At 39.6% G+C, this 16,717-nt stretch carries 15 protein-coding genes; 13 read left to right on the plus strand and 2 right to left on the minus strand.

All coding sequences use genetic code 11. From position 1 onward, the window contains the following. The first annotated feature begins 104 nt into the window (after positions 1-104). From uvrA to xerA, 8 genes are all read left to right on the plus strand, one after another. Positions 105-2,936 (plus strand): excinuclease ABC subunit UvrA, encoded by a 2,832-nt coding sequence (gene uvrA, locus B2906_RS02010; protein ID WP_286935409.1) that lies wholly within the window; start codon positions 105-107, stop codon positions 2,934-2,936. Between the two features lie 80 nt (positions 2,937-3,016). After that, positions 3,017-4,075, plus strand: a complete 1,059-nt coding sequence (locus B2906_RS02015) for a sensor histidine kinase (protein ID WP_144607465.1) — start codon at positions 3,017-3,019, stop codon at positions 4,073-4,075. Between the two features lie 11 nt (positions 4,076-4,086). After that, positions 4,087-4,821: a LytR/AlgR family response regulator transcription factor gene (locus tag B2906_RS02020; RefSeq protein ID WP_091651629.1), complete on the plus strand. Its 735-nt coding sequence runs from the start codon at positions 4,087-4,089 to the stop codon at positions 4,819-4,821. Positions 4,822-4,942: 121 nt separating this feature from the next. Continuing rightward, the gene (locus tag B2906_RS02025) at positions 4,943-5,698 is read left to right on the plus strand and encodes a LytR/AlgR family response regulator transcription factor (protein WP_219957587.1); all 756 of its coding nucleotides are present in this window, start codon (positions 4,943-4,945) and stop codon (positions 5,696-5,698) included. 248 nt (positions 5,699-5,946) lie between these two features. Beyond that, a complete protein-coding gene (locus B2906_RS02030; RefSeq protein WP_219957586.1) occupies positions 5,947-6,168 on the plus strand; it encodes a DUF433 domain-containing protein in 222 nt (73 codons plus the stop codon). Next, the gene (locus B2906_RS02035) at positions 6,165-6,500 is read left to right on the plus strand and encodes a DUF5615 family PIN-like protein (protein WP_091651638.1); all 336 of its coding nucleotides are present in this window, start codon (positions 6,165-6,167) and stop codon (positions 6,498-6,500) included. Before B2906_RS02030 ends, B2906_RS02035 begins: the two co-directional genes overlap by 4 nt. Positions 6,501-6,847: 347 nt before the next feature. Continuing rightward, positions 6,848-8,806 (plus strand): CASTOR/POLLUX-related putative ion channel, encoded by a 1,959-nt coding sequence (locus tag B2906_RS02040; protein WP_219957585.1) that lies wholly within the window; start codon positions 6,848-6,850, stop codon positions 8,804-8,806. Between the two features lie 135 nt (positions 8,807-8,941). Further along, positions 8,942-10,054 (plus strand): site-specific tyrosine recombinase/integron integrase, encoded by a 1,113-nt coding sequence (gene xerA, locus B2906_RS02045; protein ID WP_219957584.1) that lies wholly within the window; start codon positions 8,942-8,944, stop codon positions 10,052-10,054. Between the two features lie 137 nt (positions 10,055-10,191). Here xerA and B2906_RS02050 read toward each other — a convergent pair whose 3' ends face one another. Beyond that, positions 10,192-10,719, minus strand: coding sequence for an ankyrin repeat domain-containing protein (locus B2906_RS02050; protein WP_219957583.1), 528 nt, complete (start codon positions 10,717-10,719; stop codon positions 10,192-10,194). Between the two features lie 65 nt (positions 10,720-10,784). Further along, on the minus strand, positions 10,785-12,293 hold the full coding sequence (locus tag B2906_RS02055; protein ID WP_255590443.1) for a catalase: 1,509 nt from the start codon (positions 12,291-12,293) through the stop codon (positions 10,785-10,787). 91 nt (positions 12,294-12,384) lie between these two features. Here B2906_RS02055 and B2906_RS02060 point away from each other — a divergent pair, with 91 nt between their 5' ends. The 5 genes from B2906_RS02060 (at position 12,385) to B2906_RS02080 (ending at position 16,591) form a co-directional block, all read left to right on the plus strand. Next, positions 12,385-13,314 carry a LysR family transcriptional regulator gene (locus B2906_RS02060; protein WP_219957582.1) on the plus strand — a complete coding sequence of 310 codons (930 nt, stop codon included), beginning with the start codon at positions 12,385-12,387 and terminating at the stop codon, positions 13,312-13,314. A gap of 328 nt (positions 13,315-13,642) precedes the next feature. Next, complete coding sequence (locus B2906_RS02065) at positions 13,643-14,452, plus strand: tyrosine-type recombinase/integrase (RefSeq protein WP_219957580.1); 810 nt, start codon at positions 13,643-13,645, stop codon at positions 14,450-14,452. Beyond that, positions 14,452-15,627 (plus strand): IS91 family transposase, encoded by a 1,176-nt coding sequence (locus tag B2906_RS02070; protein WP_286935412.1) that lies wholly within the window; start codon positions 14,452-14,454, stop codon positions 15,625-15,627. The genes B2906_RS02065 and B2906_RS02070 overlap by 1 nt, the downstream gene beginning before the upstream one ends. Positions 15,628-15,978: 351 nt before the next feature. Further along, positions 15,979-16,194, plus strand: coding sequence for a hypothetical protein (locus B2906_RS02075; RefSeq protein ID WP_219957578.1), 216 nt, complete (start codon positions 15,979-15,981; stop codon positions 16,192-16,194). Between the two features lie 112 nt (positions 16,195-16,306). Continuing rightward, entirely contained in the window at positions 16,307-16,591 is a 285-nt protein-coding gene (locus tag B2906_RS02080; protein ID WP_255590442.1) for a putative toxin-antitoxin system toxin component, PIN family, read from the plus strand. The last annotated feature ends 126 nt before the right edge of the window (positions 16,592-16,717 follow it).

A 16,717-nucleotide genomic window follows, 5' to 3' on the forward strand; every position in this document is an offset into this window, starting at 1 on the left:
TCCAATTCTGGAAACCAGACAGTGAGTCCTCAGGTTATTGGAGTAGTTCTGGTACTTCAGGCTTTAATTGAGTACCTTCGCCGTTTAAAATTGCCCATCGATTTATGAGTCAATCCACTGCTTCTCAGGAAGAATTTATTGAAATTTTTGGTGCCCGAGAGCATAATCTGAAAAATCTGGATGTCAGAATTCCCCGCAACCAACTGGTGGTGGTGACAGGTCTGAGCGGAAGCGGAAAAAGCTCCCTCGCTTTTGACACGATTTATTCGGAAGGACAAAGAAGATATTTGGAGAGCTTTTCAGCTTATGCCCGATCTTTTTTGGGTGGGATGGAAAGACCCGATGTGGATAAGATCAATGGGCTTTCACCGGTAATTGCCATAGAGCAAAAAACCACCTCGAAAAATCCTCGCTCCACGGTAGGTACTGTTACCGAAATCTATGACTTCATGCGTTTGCTTTTTGCAAGAGCAGGAGAAGCTTTTTCCTATGAAACCGGGAAAAAGATGGTGAGACAAACCGAAGACCAGATTATCGAGCAACTTTTTTCAAAGTTTGGAGGAAAAAAACTCTACATCCTTGCTCCGGTAGTCAAAGGAAGGAAAGGGCATTACAGAGAGCTTTTTGAGCAAATCAGAAAAATGGGGTTCTCCAAAGTTCGGGTTGATGGTGTAGTGATGGATATGGTTCCCAAAATGCAGGTGGACCGTTATAAAATTCACGACATTGAAATTGTCATCGACCGTATTGTCGCTGATGAGTCCGATAGATTTAGAATCACTCAATCCCTCAAATCTGCCTTGCAACATGGCAAAGGGGTGATTATGATTCGGGATGAGGAGGGAGAAATCCACCATTTCTCTAAGTACTTGATGGATCCGGAAACAGGCCTTTCTTACGATGAGCCTGCCCCTAACACTTTTTCATTCAATAGTCCATATGGAGCCTGCCCTACCTGTAATGGATTGGGGATTACTGAGGAAATTACCAAAGAGAGCATCATTCCCGATCCCAGTCTGAGTATTACCAGAGGGGGAATTGCTCCTTTGGGCGAATACAGAGACATCTGGATATTTAAGAAAATTGAGGCGATCCTGAAGCATTACAAATGCAGCATGAGTACGCCTATAAATAAGCTACCTGAAAATGTGGTGGATGTCCTGCTCTACGGAGATAAGGTTGAAGTAGCTGTAGACTCGGTGAAATATCCGGGAACAAAGTGGCATACAACCTTTGAGGGAATTGTCAACTTCCTCCAAAAGTATCAGGAAGGCAGTTCTGAAAAAATTCAGGACTGGGTTTCAGAGTTTACCATCACTCAGACCTGTCCGGATTGTAATGGATATCGCCTGAAGAAAGAAGCACTACACTTTAAAATCGACGATACGCATATCGGAGAATTAGCACATAAAGACATTCGAGCTTTAGGAGATTGGTTTGAAGGCGTGGAAAGCCGAATGACTGAAAAGCAGCAGATCATCGGTCAGGAAGTGTTGAAAGAAATCAGAAAGAGGATAGGTTTTCTCCTAGATATTGGCTTGGATTATTTGACGCTCAACAGACCATTGAGAACGCTTTCCGGAGGAGAAGCTCAGCGAATACGTCTGGCAACCCAGATAGGTACTCAGCTTGTGGGAGTGCTTTACATTCTGGATGAACCCAGTATTGGTCTGCATCAGCGGGACAATGTCAAATTGATCAAAGCGCTACAAAGCCTAAGAGATCTTGGTAATTCGGTGCTGGTGGTGGAGCATGATAAAGACATGATGCTCGAATCCGATTTTGTGTTGGATATGGGACCGGGAGCAGGAAGACATGGCGGACATATTGTTGCATCAGGCAAGCCCGAGGAAATTCTGAAGCAAGGGGGAGTAACTGCCGATTATCTGAAAGGGAAACTTGGGCTACCAATTCCCAAAGAGCGCAAAAAAGGAAAAGGCGAAAGCTTAATCCTCAAAGGTGCAAGTGGAAATAATCTGAAGAATGTAGATTTAGAAATTCCACTGGGCACTCTGACTTTGATCACCGGCGTTTCGGGATCAGGGAAAAGTACATTGATTCATGAGACATTGTACCCCATTTTGAGGCAACATATTTATGGATCCAAAAAAGACCCCATGCCTTATGAAAGCTTCAAAGGCTTGGAGCATCTGGATAAAGTAATTGAGGTGGATCAGTCTCCGATTGGTAGAACACCAAGATCAAACCCCGCCACGTACACGGGAGTATTTTCAGATATCAGAACACTTTTCACAGAACTCCCAGAAGCTAAAATCAGGGGATACAAACCGGGAAGATTTTCCTTCAATGTCAAAGGAGGAAGATGTGAGGACTGTGAAGGTGCCGGAATGAAATTGATTGAGATGGACTTCTTACCTGATGTCCATATCCCATGCGAAACTTGCAAAGGAAAGCGCTATAATCGGGAAACTTTGGAAGTAAGATTTAAAGGAAAATCCATTTCCGATGTTTTGGATATGACGGTAGAGCAGGCAGTGGAATTTTTCCATAACCAACCAAAAATCCTAAGAAAGATCAAGACTTTGAATGATGTGGGTTTAGGTTACATCACGCTTGGACAGCACGCTACTACTCTATCCGGAGGTGAAGCGCAGCGGGTGAAATTGGCAACTGAGCTTTCCAAAAAAGACACTGGAAAAACCTTCTATATTCTGGATGAACCTACTACGGGACTGCACTTTCAGGATATTGAGATGCTGATGAAAGTTTTGCAAAAGCTGGTAGATAAAGGCAATACAGTATTGATTATTGAACACAATCTGGATGTCATCAAAGTAGCTGATTATGTGGTGGATTTGGGACCTGAAGGAGGAAACAAAGGGGGGACTATAATCGCAAAAGGCACACCTGAGCAGATTGCGAAGAATGCTAAAAGCCATACAGGCAAGTTTCTTAAAATTGAATTAAATAGCTGATTCAGGGCCAAATCAGTGCTATATTCCTTTTATCACAATCCACTGATTCCTTTTCATAGCTTCAGTATATTTGAGGTTCTATGAATAGAATTCGTCTATACTGGTTGCTACAAATTCTGGGCTGGGGAAGCATTGCATTTGTCCAGATACTTTTTGCATCCCTTTCCTCCACCGGAATCAATCAAGTTCAGGTTTGGGGCTTTATTGTTCTTGCGGTATTTTACCTGCTCTCAACCCATTTTATTCGCTACATAATCAAGACATACGATTGGTTCAAGTTGAGCATTCCTCAACTTTTACTTCAGTCGGTCCTGGCCATGTTGGCTTTGAGTTTAGTCAATGTGGTTGTACAGATTTTAATCAACATTGCTTTTGGGATTTTAAACCCCCAGAATGATTTTCAGCTGCTGGTTATTTCAGCCAACCTCTTTATAGCTTTTCTTTTTTACGCTATGTGGTTTTTGCTGTATTTCCTTTTTCACTTTCTGGACAACTACAACAATACCCTAAAATATGAGGCGAAAATCAACCAAATCCGCCTCAACCATCTGAAAAGCCAGCTCAATCCACATTTTATTTTCAACGCTTTGAACAGCGTGAGAGCTTTGGTGGATGAGGATCCAGATAAAGCTAAAAATGCGATCACGAGAATTTCGAATATACTTCGCTTCTCACTGATGATGGATAAAAAACAGACCATTGACTTTGAGGACGAGCTGAATACAGTAAAAGATTATCTCATGCTGGAATCCATCCGATTTGAAGAAAGACTACAGGTAGAATATCAAATCGAAGATGAGGCTTTCAATTACAAAATCCCCCCTATGATGCTTCAGACCATTGTGGAAAATGCCATCAAGCATGGAATTTCTAATTTGGTGAAGGGGGGTATTATTGAGATCAAATGCCGGGAAGGACTGGAGGATGATTTGTATATCCAAGTTAAAAACAGCGGCTATCTCAAAACTCCTCCGAGCTTGAAGCCCAAAGCCGATGGAGGCCATGGTTTGAGTAATACGGTACAAAGGCTTAAGTTAATTTATGGGGATAAAGCTAGGTTCCGTATATTCAATTCCGGGAATCAATTTGTTATCACCGAAATCAAAATCCCCAAACAAAGAGTAACTTTAGAACAATAAACTGAAAAAATATGCGAGCCATAGTTATTGATGACGAAAGATTGGCAAGAAAAGAGCTGATCAACTTATTAAATCAGCTGGAAACCGTCGAAGTAGTCGGAGAAGCAGTGAATGTGGAGGATGCCAAGGAGAAGATAGATCAACTCAATCCCGATGTGATTTTTCTGGATATTCAAATGCCGGAGAAAACAGGTTTCGATTTGTTGGAGGAGCTGGACAATGTTCCTCACGTAATTTTCACCACAGCTTATGACGAATATGCACTGAAGGCATTCCAGGTAAATGCTTTGGATTATTTGCTGAAGCCTATCGAGCCCAAAAGATTAGAAGAAGCTATTCAGAGACTTTCAGGCAAGATTGAAAATCAAATCAAGCGTGAAGAAGAAGCTGCTTCGACTAATAATAAAAAATTGACCTTGGATGATCAGGTATTTGTCAAAGATGGAGACAGATGCTGGTTTGTTAGGTTGTCCAATGTAAGGCTATTCGAATCCGACGGAAATTATATTAAAGTCTACTTCGATAATTTCAAGCCAATGATCCATAAGTCCCTGAATGCCTTGGATGAAAGACTGGATGAGAAGTCCTTTTTCCGTGCCAGCAGAAAGCATATTATCAACTTAGGTTGGGTCGAAGGTATAGAACCTTGGTTTAATGGAGGCTTGGTTGTCACACTAAAAGGAGGAGACAGAATTGAGGTAAGTCGCAGACAGGCAGCACGATTCAAGGAAATGATGAGCTTATAACTTTCATAACCAAAAAAAAGCATTTGATTTCCCGAATTAAATTCTGTAATTAGTGGAAAAGTAATTTTATATCGCTTTTTTAACCCGATACATCCACTAAAACGCATTATCTGCCAAACCCATGAAAGAAGAGCGGATTTTAATAGTCGAAGACGACCCAAGTATTGCAGAGAATATTCAGGAAATCTTAGAGCTCCTTGGCTATGTCAATATAGACATTGCCAACTCGGCCAATCAGTGTATCAAGGTCATCAAAAAATATCGTCCGGATTTGATATTTATGGATATCAAATTGAAGGGTGATAAAGATGGAATTGAACTGGGGGAAATTGTAAAGCAGATGGTGGATGCACCTTTGGTGTTTGTGACATCTTACTCAGATCCTACCATCATTGAGCGTGCAAAAAGAATTGCCCCTGCAGGGTTTATTGTAAAGCCTTTCAACACCAATGATATCCACGCTATCGTGGAAATCGTGCTTTATAATAAAAGAACCAAGCCTGCTACGGAAACAGCTGCCGTAGTTGCTCCAAAAGAAAGCCCTTATTTGGTCACCGATGCGGTATTTATCAAAGCAGACAATGCTTTTGAAAGAGTGCCGTACGATGAGATTTACTATGTAGAGGCAAATGGAAATATGGTGACTATTTTCACTAAAAATAGAGATTATAGCATCCGCAAGTCCATGAAAGAAATTGAGGAAATTTTACCTTCCCAGTTTTTCCTACGGGTTCAGAAGTCTTTCATCGTTCATTTGGGACAAATTGAAAGCTTTAATACCAAAGAAATTACTCTGAAGAAAGGATCGGTAGTACAAGTTGGAAGACAATATTACAATAGCTTCTTAGCCAAGTTGAATACAATTACGGAAAGTTAAGTTTACACCCACCGACCAATTTTTAAAAATCCTGCTTCCAAAGAGGCAGGATTTTTTTGTACCCTCCAAGGGTTTTAAATCCCTTGGAGGGTTTATTATCATCAAGTAATAAATCGTAAAAGATTTTAATAATCCAGGAAAATGATCCCCTTTTGATTTGATAAAATCAGAAGCAAAATCAATGATATTATCAATATCCAAAGGTTAATTGGGGAAACAAATGATCTTATAATTCAGTATATTTAGCTATGGATTATCAAAAATATATCGAAATCAGAGCAGATAGGAGGTTTGGAAGGCCTTGTATTAAAGGAACCCGAATTTCTGTTTATGATGTACTAAACTGGTTATCCAATGGAATGTCAAAGGAGGAAATTCTTGCTGATTTTGAAGAGTTAAATGAAGAAATGATACATGCGTGTTTAGCTTTTGCAGCAGATAAAGAACATAAACTTCAGTTCACCACTTGAAACTACTTTTTGATCAGAACATATCATCTAAGATTGTTAGACTTTTAGAGGAAAAATTTCCAGGTTCCACACATGTTCTTTTTGAAGGGTTAGAGAATGCTCCAGACTTGAAAATCTTTAATTTTGCAAAGAAAAATGGATATGCAATTGTCACCTTCGATTCAGACTTTGTTGATTTGAGTCTAGTAAAAGACTCTCCACCCAAAATTATTTGGCTCAGATCTGGTAATTTGACAACCACTAATATTTCCAGACTTCTTTTAAACAATTCCAGTAACGTTCAACATTTTTTGGAATCCAAAGAAAAATCGATTTTGGAAATAAATCGATAAAATTCAGTGAACTAAAAACAACCCCTCAGAAAGAATTTATTGTTCTAAGTAAAAGAATGCAGAGCAGGGAATAATCGGAAAAAATATTTTATAAAATGGATATCCGATTCCATTAAATTTAGATTTTTAGCAAGCAGTATCATTTTCGATTCCACCTTCTCATACCGCAAAATGAAAATTCCTGTTTTTAAACTGAAGGAAGATTACTTGCAGAGTAATAAAACCTCCTCAAACAATCTTCAATTAGTATACTAAGCTTTCTTTTTTGTATAATTAAAGAACGGTCAGTTTTTAAAAGAGCTTCCCATTCTTTCGCAGGAAAATGAATTGGCTATAAATGTTAATGCATGAAAAGACTTAGAATAAAAGAGAGTATTAAATTTTTTCTTGAACGCCAGTTTGTCAAAGGAGCTTACGTTCAATTGCTGTATGTAGCATTATTGATTGGATTGATATCACTAATTGGGGGGCTGCTTGTCTTGCCATCAGGAGAACCCACAGGGAATCTTGGAGAAGCGGTTTGGTGGGCCTTTTTACGATTGTCTGATCCTGGATATCTAGGGGATGATGAGGGCAACTGGAGACGCTTTGTATCGACAATACTTACGGTGCTAGGATACGTGGTATTCTTGGGTTCGATGGTGGCCATTATTACCACTTGGATGAATACCAAAATCCGAAGCCTGGAACAAGGTTTTACGCCGGTTGCTGCAAAGAATCACATCTTGATTTTAGGCTGGAACTCCAAGACAAGCTATACTGTAGGAGAAATTATTCAGTCTGTTGGCAGATTAAGAAGATTTTTGAAGTTTTATGGAGCCAGAAGACTGAACTTGATCATTCTTGCAGAAGATGTGACACCAGAGCATGTTCAGGAACTTCGAAGCAATCCTCTGATTGGAAAAGCTGCTGATGACATAGTACTTCGCTCCGGGATACCCATTGACCCTGAAGACCTCAAACGAGTCGACAGTCTCAATGCGGCTGCTATCATTATTCCAAGCTCTTCCTATACAGATCAAGAACTAGTTACCCCTGATGTAGAAACTATTAAAACTTTATTGTCACTCAATGCCGCCGCAGAGGAATCTTCCGGAAATCAAAATTTCCCTTATGTGGTGGCTGAAATCCAAGATGACAATAAAATAGACGCCGCCTATCGGGCCTACTCCGGACCGATGGAGGTAATTGGGAGCAACACCATTATCAGCAGGCTGATTGCTCAAAACATACGACTTCAAGGCTTATCTGTGGTATACAATGAGCTTTTAAGTCATAGTGTACACAACAATCTATATTGCAGAGAATACCCTGAAGTCAAGGGGAAAACAATTCATGATCTCAGGTCGGCATTTCCAAAGGCTGTCATCTTAGGTCTTGTGAGGCATAATGGAGAGGAACCTACTCCCATGCTCAATGTAGCACCGGAATTTGTACTGGAAGAAAATGACAGGCTGGTGCTTATGGCCAGAAGTTCCTCGGATATTGAACTGAAAACCAATATAGCCAACAATCCAGAGCCCCCTATTCAGATCAAAGAAAAGTTGAAAGTAGAAGAGCAGTCAGGAGTTGTAAAAATCCTGATATTGGGATGGAATTTCCACATTCCAGCTTTGGTTCGGGAGCTGAGCACCTATGAAGATGAGTACTATGATATTACCATCGTGGCAGTTTATCCCAAAGAAAAAAGAGAGGCTAGACTGGAAAAAATAAAAAGCATTTCAGAGCGGATAAGAATTCAGCATCTAGAAGAAGACTTTGTCAACGATAACATCCTGCAAAAGATTGATATTTCTGCATTCGATAATATTATCTTGGTCAGTAGTGGGAGAATTCTAGAAAAAGAAGAAGCCGATGCCCGAACCATTGTGGGCTATGTCTTGCTGGAAGAACTTCTAGAAAAACTCGATAAAAAGCCCAATGTCCTATTAGAACTTTCAGATCCGCACAATGAGACCTTATTGAGGAAATACAAGGCAGAAGTGATTATTAGCCCTTTAATCCTAAGTAATCTCTTAGCTGGTACTGCTTTGCAAAGAGAGGTAAACAGCATTTTTAAAGAGCTATTTACTGCGGGAGGAGCAGAAATCATTTTCAGAAGCATACAAGAATATGGCTTGAATCCTGGGCAGATTCCTTTTAGACAATTAGAAGACAAGGCATCTGAATTTGGAGAAATTGCTCTGGGAATATATAAGCCCAATTCCTTAAAAAAGGAGCAGCAACTGATTCTCAATCCTGAAAAAAATAGAAATCTAGAGATCAGTTCTGAGGTATTATTGGTGGTTTTGACGACGGTTTATTGATTGATCTTCAAAGCTATACCTATTGCTATATTGGCAGGTGGACAAAAAATCATGATAATCTTCATTAAAACCTAAGAAGAAAGGAAGTGGTTTTTAAAATTTATTTTAACTTGTTTTATCGTTTATTTTTTTCCGATGAAAACAATTTTTATCAAGAGCGCTATCATTCAGAAAAAGGCGGCAGTTCTGTTGGAATTTGCTTTTGATCATGAGTTGAAAGAACTAGTCAAGACTATTCCAGGAGCAAGGTGGAAGACGGATTTAAAGGTTTGGGCAGTCCCCTACTCTGATGATATTATATCTAATCTTTTAAACTTATTTAAGGGCAAAGCTTGGCTGGACTATAGCAACTTTAAAAAATTGGTGGAGCCGGAGGAATCTCAACACATCAAGCTGGCGCCAAGCAGTGCGCGCTCACTTGCTGAGCTCGAAAGATTTACGGACTGGATGCGAAATAGAAGATACTCTGAGTCTACCATTAAAAATTACACACAAAGCCTCAGTTTATTTTTCAGATTTACAGGGAACAAAAACCCGGAAGAAATTACTAATGCTGATTTGGAATTATTTCACAAAGATTATATCCTAAGTAGAAACTATTCTGCTGCCTTCCAATCCTTGGTCATCAATGCCGTGAAGTTATATTTTTCAAACAGGCTCAAACGAAAACTGGAACCGATCGAAATTGAAAGACCCAAAACCCCAAGATTATTGCCTCACGTCCTGAGCAAAGAAGAAGTAAAAGCCATCCTAGGAGCTCATCAAAATATCAAGCACCGTACGATGCTGAGTTTAATTTACGCTTGTGGTCTTAGAAGGTCCGAGCTCTTGAATCTAAAACCACAGGACATAGATTCAAAACGGGGCATGCTACGAATTAATCAAGGAAAAGGCAAGAAAGACCGTTTGGTGCCAATCAGTGAGAAAATTCTAGAACTGCTACGCGAGTGTTACAAAAATGAAAAACCTAAAGTATATTTATTTGAAGGGCAAGTGGCTGGAGAAAAATATAGTGAAGGGAGTCTCCAAAAAGTTTTGAAATCAGCTTTAGACAAATCAGGTATCAAAAGGCCGGTTACCTTGCATTGGTTGCGTCACTCTTATGCCACTCACTTATTGGAAAGTGGGACTGACCTACGATATATTCAGGAATTACTCGGACATAATTCCAGTAAAACAACGGAGATCTACACCCATGTAAGTCAAAGAAGCCTTCAAAAAATTCAAAGTCCCTTCGACAGTCTATAAAAAATAAAAGTTACCAAAGGTGCATATACTTGACCTCATTGGGCAAGTATATTTAAAAAAGGTACAGCAATAAATAAGTTGGCAGCAAGCGTAAAACGACAACTCAGTTAGGCGACAGTAGATGTACACCCTTTTTGTCACTTCGTTAGTAATTCAATTATTCGTTTATTATCTTGGATTACAGCATGGTCAAGAGGTGTTTTACCTCTATCGTCTTTTATTGATTTATTAGCTCCTGATTCTAAAAGTAATTTTCCCATTTCATAAGTTCCAAAATTTGCAACAAAGATAAGGGCAGTTGCTCCATTGAAATTTTGAATATTTAAGTCAGCACCTGACTTGACTAGTAAATTAATTTGACTGGAATAACCTTTAAAAATAGCCCCCATTAGTGCCGTATTTCCAGAATTATCTTGAGCATTTACATTTGCCCCTTTAGAAATCAAATATTGCGATAGTGAAACATGATTGTTATAGACTGCCAATATTAATGGCGTAAATCCCTTTTCATCTTTGGTGTTAATTAACGATGAGTCTGATGCTACTAATTTTTTTACACCATCAATGTTTCCTTTTCTACATTCATCTAATAATATTGAACTTTGTTGAGCTACAGCTCCTTGTAAACATCCTGTTAGTGTAAATAAAAGAAGAAGTAATTTCATATTTATCGCATTTTAAATTTATTTCGTTCGGGCCAGTTCTAAGACCCGAACGAAATAATTATTCTTTATCTAAAATCTTTTTCATTAAATCCAAGACCCTTGGCGAGTCGAGTACCAAAATCATTGTCTGCACGGTAGAAGTATGTTATCATAGTTTTTTGAACTTCTTTGTCTTTAACTTGTCCCAAGTCGCCTACCAAATTGCTAATTAGATTATCTTTCTCTGCTTTTGTAAGAGAGCGATAATAATCCCCAGCTTGACCAAAATCATTAGTTTTTGAAATGTTGTTTTGCGTTAGTACCACATTATTAACTGGAGTTTCAAAGTATTTGTATTCGCTGCTTTGATTAACAGCAACCTTTCTGCTTGGTTGATAATTTACATCTGGATTTTCAAATCTGTCATTTCCAGTACTTGCGTAGCTATCTGCATTATAATTTACAACTTTGTTTTTGGGCTTATTAACATCGAGTTGAAGATAATTTGGCCCAAGTCTGTGTCTGTGCGTGTCAAAATAAGAAAATAATCTTCCTTGAAGCAGCTTGTCTTCAGATGGCTCAACCCCTGGAATCAATGAACCAGGTGAAACTGCCATTTGTTCAATCTCTTGAAAATAATTTACAGGGTTTCTATTTAAAGTCATCGTACCAACTTTAATTCTTTTAACCTTATCCGTTGGCCATATTTTAGTTGCATCTAATGGCCAAAAATCAAAATTATTAAGTTCTGATGGCTTTAGAATCTGCACATACAAATCCCATTGGGGATATTTCCCTTCTTTGATATCATTGTACAACGAAACAGTAGCATGTTGCCAATCTTGTCCTTGTTGTATGGCAGCTTCTTTTACAGTCAAGTTCCTCTCACCTTGTTTAGGTTCCCAATGGTACTTTACATAATGAACTTCTCTCTTACTGTTTATCCATTTAAAAGCATGTACACTACTTCCTATCATATATTGATATCCTTGAGGAATACCATAATCTGTATAAAGACGTGTAAGCATATGTGTTGCTTCTGGTACATGTGAGAAAAAGTCGAAAAATCTGTTAGGGTCTTGTTTGTTCGTTATTGGAGATGGCTTTAATGAATGAACCATATCAGGGAACTTCATTGCATCTCTGATGAAGAATACGGGCAAATTATTGCCCACTATATCATAATTACCCTGTTCAGTATAAAATTTAACGGCAAAGCCCCTTGGATCTCTTACTGTTTCAGGGGAACCCGTACCATGAATTACTGTTGAAAACCTAACAGCAACATCAGTTTTTTTACCGATACTTTGAAAAGGTACAGCCATCGTGTAAGCAGACATGTCAGCTGACGATTCAAAAACACCAAATGCTCCTGCCCCCCTCGCATGTACTACCCGTTCTGGAATTCTCTCCCTGTCAAATGCTGCCAGCTTTTCAATTAAGTGGATGTCCTCTAACAATACAGGTCCTTGTGTACCTACAGTTTTAGAATTTTGATTGTCGCCAACTGGTGCCCCATAGTTGGTTGTCATCTTTTGAGCCAAAGCGGGCATAGCCGCAAGGCTTATTGCAATGATTAAAATTTTAGACTTCATATTTTTTTACGTTTTGATTCGTGACAAAGAAAAAAAAGGTTTGCTTATCAAACAAATTGATATTTTTGTAATCCTTATTTAAAATATCAATATGACTCTGCAACAGATTAAATATGTTCTTGCGTTAGACTCGCACAGACATTTTGTTAATGCAGCTGAAAGCTGCTTTGTTGGGCAATCAACCCTAACCATTCAGGTAAAGAAATTGGAAGAAGAAATAGGCGTAACATTATTTGACAGAAACGAACACCCGCTAAAGCCAACTCCTTTAGGTGAAATATTTATTGCAAAATCCCGTCAAATAATGAGAGAAATACAAGAACTTAAGGATATTTTTAATGATGAACTCAGTCAAATAAAAGGGATTTTTAAAGCCGGTATTATACCTACATTGACCCCTTATCTATTGCCAACATTTGTAGATTCTTTTTTTAAAAAGCATAATCAAACTTTTTTTGAAATTGAAGAATTAGAGAGCGAATCAATTATTCAGTCGCTTAAAATTGGAAAATTAGATCTAGCAATAATGGCAACACCTTTGAATGACACACAGCTTCGAGAAATTCCCCTTTTTTACGAACCGTTTCTACTGTTTGCCCATGAAAAGAACCAAATGCTGAAAAATCGAAAAATAAAGATAAGCGAATTAACCTATACGGATATTTGGCTTCTCAAACAGGGACATTGCTTTAGAAACCAAATAATAAATATTTGCGACTTAAAGCATTTGAATCCAAATCGAAATATTCTATTGGAAGGAGGCAATATCGAAACTCTAAAAATTATGATTAAACAAACATCAGGTTACACACTCATACCTGAATTAGCTTTCAATGAAAATTTGGATAAAAATAATGTAATCAGATTTGAAGCTCCAGAACCTTGCAGAGAAATTAGCCTTGTAGTTCATAAAAACTTTAACAAAGAAAAATTGATTGAGGAACTACGGAAATCAATACTTGCAAGTATTCCAAAAAAATTTAAAACAAATGAAAGATTTTATACCGTCAAATGGAGATAACGAGACAGTACTTGTTTGTAAGAATATTCACACGTTGTCTATAAAAAATAAGAACGCCAGCTGCCAACATGGGTTTGGCGTCATGCGGGGTGAAGTGCTTAAATTCAAGTGTAGTTTTTCAAATCAACTTTAGTGCTGGGTTGACAGTTTTGTGCCCTGAAATCCCGCACGAACGCCAAGCCCAAAAACGTTGAACTAAACCGACTGCGTCGGCAGTCCATTTCACAACAAGACACATTGTTCTCATTTTGAGATGCTAAGGTTATTTTTATTCCATGTTTCATTCTAAATCTTTATTAAACATGGAAAAAAAAGCCTCCGACAGCGCATGCTCCAAGAGATGCGGGTCAGAAATTACTCTCCCAGAACCATCACCACCTACATCAGCCTGGTGGCTGCAATGGCCAGACACTTCGGCAAGTCACCGGATCTCATCAGTTCGACAGAACTCAAAGATTATCTTTTTAAGAAAGTAGCCCAGGATCAGCTTTCCCCTTCTGCCATTAACCAGATTATTAGTGCTTTCAGGATACTTCAGGTGGATGTTCTGGGCAGCGATTGGGATCCGGTCAAAATCCGCAGACCCAAAGTTCCCAAGACACTTCCTGTGGTTTTTTCCAAAGAAGAGGTCACTGCTATTCTGGCCAGTCTCAAAAACAGAAAACACTACTGCCTGGTGGCACTAACCTATGCGGCAGGACTCCGGCTAAACGAAGTAGTGAATCTCAAGCCTGCTGACCTGGACAGCTCCCGCATGCAGATCCGCATCAGTTCAGGTAAAGGCAACAAAGACCGTTATACCTTGCTTCCCGCAGGACTTCTAGATCAACTCCGAGCTTATTTTCGTTCCTACAGACCCAAGACTTACCTGTTCGAAGGTATGATCCCCGGCCAGCCTTACAGCTGCAGGAGTGCACAGGAAGTTCTCAAAAAAGCCTTAAAATCTACCGGGATATCCAAAGATGCCTCCTTTCACACCCTCAGACACTCCTTCGCCACCCACCTCATGGAGCAGGGAACCAGTGTGCGGATTATTCAGGATCTGCTTGGGCACCGGTCTCTCAAAACTACATCGGTCTATCTTCATGTCTGCAAATTTGAGCCTTCACAGATCAAAAGCCCTCTGGACACCCTCTGATGGAAACCGTCAATCAGCGGACCTCCGGCACCGAACTTGCCGATGTCTTCAGGGCTTGTGGAAGGGAGTTCGCTTCCGATCTTCACCTTTCAGCCTGCCAGCAAAAGGCCTTCTCCTCAGTACTCGCCTGCAGGACTGCCGCCATGGGCAGTCACACCCTGCTCTGCGACCGGTGTGATCATCACAAAATCTGTTACAACTCCTGCAGAAACAGGCACTGCCCCAAATGTCAGTATGCCCGTCAGCTGATCTGGGTGGAAAAACTCAAAGCAAGGATCCTTCCCGTCCGGTACTTCCATCTGGTTTTTACCATACCCGAGTCACTGCGGCCCTTGTTCTACCTCAATCAGAAAATCTGCTATGATCTGCTCTTTGCCTCCAGTGCACTTGCTGTAAAGAAAGCCGCTCTCAATCCCGACTTTCTGGGAGTAGAAACAGGAAGTTTTTCGGTACTCCACACTTGGGGACAGGCATTGACCTACCATCCCCACCTTCACATGCTTGTCCCGGCAGGGGGATTAGACCCGGACCGGATGCAGTGGATCCATGCCCATCGCAAGTTCTTTGTCCCGGTAAAAGCGCTGGCCTCCATTTATAGAGGTGTCTTCATCTCGGGTTTGACCAAACTTCTGATTCAAAACAGCCTTCGTATTCCTGATAGTCAAACTGATAGCTATACTCATCCGGATCAACTCAAAAAGGTGCTGTATGCCAAAAACTGGCACGTATACATCAAAAAAACGTTCAGAGGTGCCAATCAGGTCATCAGCTATCTGGGACGGTACACCCACAGGGTAGCCATCAGCAACAGCCGGATTCTGTCTTGCAATGACGACTGTGTCAGCTTCCGGTGGAAAGACTACCGTGACAACAAACAAAAAATAATGACCCTTCCAGTACGGGAATTCGCCTCACGGTTCCTCCGGCATATCCTGCCCGACAACTTCTACAAAATCCGATACTACGGAATTATGGCCTACTGTGGGGGAACCTCCAAAATGGAGCTCTGCCTGGAACTGCTCGGTAAGCCACTGATCCGATCTCCTCTAGAGGGACTGGCCACCTACCAGATTCTTGAAAAAATACTAGGATCTCAGGCATTTTCCTGTCCTTGCTGTCAAAATGGACGAATGGTACATGATCCCAACCTGAAAAAAACAAGAGCCCCGGAATAAAAAAACAAAAACTAAGTTCTTTGAAACCTGAAAACCGATTATATTGGGTAAATCAAGTATCCGGGGAATATTACGTCCAATTGCATGCAAACACTAATAAACAAGGAGCAAAAAATACCCAAATTTGGCTTCAAAGTGAACTTTGAGCCTTGGAAATACCCAGAAAGCAACAAAGAAATACCCATAGCAAACCACGGCTTCGTTCAACACAGTTTTAACCGCAATCTAGGATACCGTCTTTCCAGGGCTTCTCTTTTTTGGCCAGATTGCGTTTAAAACTCTTTACGTTGTGGTGCAGGATAAAATGACCACCGATTTAAAAAACTCGTATCTTTAAGAAAGATTAAAAATATGGAAACTATTAGAGTTGATATATTGAATCCCAAAGCTAAAGCCCTTTTGAAAGATTTGGCAAATTTAGATTTGATTAGGATTAGAAAAGAAAATTCTGATAATACTTTTTCTGAAGTATTGAAAAAATTCAGGAATAAATCAGATAAAGCCCCAAGTTTAGAAGAAATTACTAAAGAGGTTGAAGCAGTCCGCAAAGCCCGGTATGAAAAATAGAAGGGTAATTCTAGACACTAACCTGTGGATAAGTTTTTTGATATCTAAGAGACAAAAGGAATTGGATGAACTTCTTGAATCTGGGGAAGTAACACTAATTTTTTCGTAAGAATTGCTTGAAGAGTTTTTTGAAGTTTCAGAAAGGCCCAAATTCAAAAGATTTTTTAAAAAATCAGATGTCAAAGCACTTCTTAACCAAATTGAAACTTTTGGAGAATTAATAAGGGTAGAATCAAAAGTCAATGAATGTAGAGATCCAAAAGATAATTTCTTATTGAGTCTATCGATTGATAGTAACGCAGATTTCTTAGTAACAGGAGATTCTGACTTATTAGTATTAGGGAAGATAGAGAAGACAAAAATAGTTTCTTGGGCTGAATTCATTTCTCAAGAATAAAAATCACAGCCTGTCCCGCTTTAACGGGAACACCACAACATCACCTTGGATACAGCCTACCCACCGCCTTTAGGTTTGCAAAGTAGAATTATTTGAGAAAATCAGAGCTAATATCTTAACGATTAT

The sequence above is a fragment of the Algoriphagus sp. UBA3586 genome (assembly GCF_002376385.1).
GTDB classification, from domain to species: Bacteria; Bacteroidota; Bacteroidia; order Cytophagales; family Cyclobacteriaceae; genus Algoriphagus; species Algoriphagus ornithinivorans.

What these genes read in the sequence shown, in the direction of transcription:
- uvrA (WP_286935409.1), top strand. Translation starts at nt 105, where the DNA reads ATGAGTCAATCCACTGCTTCTCAGGAAGAATTTATTGAAATTTTTGGT.
- B2906_RS02015 (WP_144607465.1), top strand. Translation starts at nt 3,017, where the DNA reads ATGAATAGAATTCGTCTATACTGGTTGCTACAAATTCTGGGCTGGGGA.
- B2906_RS02020 (WP_091651629.1), top strand. Translation starts at nt 4,087, where the DNA reads ATGCGAGCCATAGTTATTGATGACGAAAGATTGGCAAGAAAAGAGCTG.
- B2906_RS02025 (WP_219957587.1), top strand. Translation starts at nt 4,943, where the DNA reads ATGAAAGAAGAGCGGATTTTAATAGTCGAAGACGACCCAAGTATTGCA.
- B2906_RS02030 (WP_219957586.1), top strand. Translation starts at nt 5,947, where the DNA reads ATGGATTATCAAAAATATATCGAAATCAGAGCAGATAGGAGGTTTGGA.
- B2906_RS02040 (WP_219957585.1), top strand. Translation starts at nt 6,848, where the DNA reads ATGAAAAGACTTAGAATAAAAGAGAGTATTAAATTTTTTCTTGAACGC.
- xerA (WP_219957584.1), top strand. Translation starts at nt 8,942, where the DNA reads ATGAAAACAATTTTTATCAAGAGCGCTATCATTCAGAAAAAGGCGGCA.
- B2906_RS02050 (WP_219957583.1), bottom strand. Translation starts at nt 10,719, where the DNA reads ATGAAATTACTTCTTCTTTTATTTACACTAACAGGATGTTTACAAGGA.
- B2906_RS02055 (WP_255590443.1), bottom strand. Translation starts at nt 12,293, where the DNA reads ATGAAGTCTAAAATTTTAATCATTGCAATAAGCCTTGCGGCTATGCCC.
- B2906_RS02060 (WP_219957582.1), top strand. Translation starts at nt 12,385, where the DNA reads ATGACTCTGCAACAGATTAAATATGTTCTTGCGTTAGACTCGCACAGA.
- B2906_RS02065 (WP_219957580.1), top strand. Translation starts at nt 13,643, where the DNA reads ATGCTCCAAGAGATGCGGGTCAGAAATTACTCTCCCAGAACCATCACC.
- B2906_RS02070 (WP_286935412.1), top strand. Translation starts at nt 14,452, where the DNA reads ATGGAAACCGTCAATCAGCGGACCTCCGGCACCGAACTTGCCGATGTC.
- B2906_RS02075 (WP_219957578.1), top strand. Translation starts at nt 15,979, where the DNA reads ATGGAAACTATTAGAGTTGATATATTGAATCCCAAAGCTAAAGCCCTT.